Below are 294 nucleotides of genomic sequence, written 5' to 3'. Positions count from 1 at the left end.
GAATATTGCTTTGGTACGAGTCCTAGCCAAGCAGAGAAATCACGGCTTTTATCAAATTGAGAACCATTGCCTATCGAAGCAAGTATCGCAGTAGCGGTTTGCGGCCCAATACCTCGAACTTTCATCACTCGTTGAACATTAGCGCTGACCTTAGCAAAAGAGTCGAAGACTTGTTCAGTATCGGCGATACGTTGATTCAACTCTCCAAGGTGGTGATAAGCATCGGCAATCACCGTTCTTGCGAGATGTGGCAGTTCATTTTCTGCATCTTCAAGCATTAAGGGAACGTGTTTC

At 45.2% G+C, this 294-nt stretch carries 1 protein-coding gene; it reads right to left on the bottom strand.

What is annotated here, in order from left to right; all coding sequences use genetic code 11:
• On the bottom strand, positions 1–294 hold a 294-nt coding region (locus A6D97_RS14315; RefSeq protein WP_139074319.1), incomplete at both ends, for a transposase.

Origin of the sequence: Vibrio sp. ZF57, from assembly GCF_001691235.1 — a bacterium.
Lineage (GTDB): Bacteria > Pseudomonadota > Gammaproteobacteria > Enterobacterales > Vibrionaceae > Vibrio > Vibrio crassostreae_C.
This window is presented reverse-complemented; position numbering and strand designations above follow the sequence as displayed.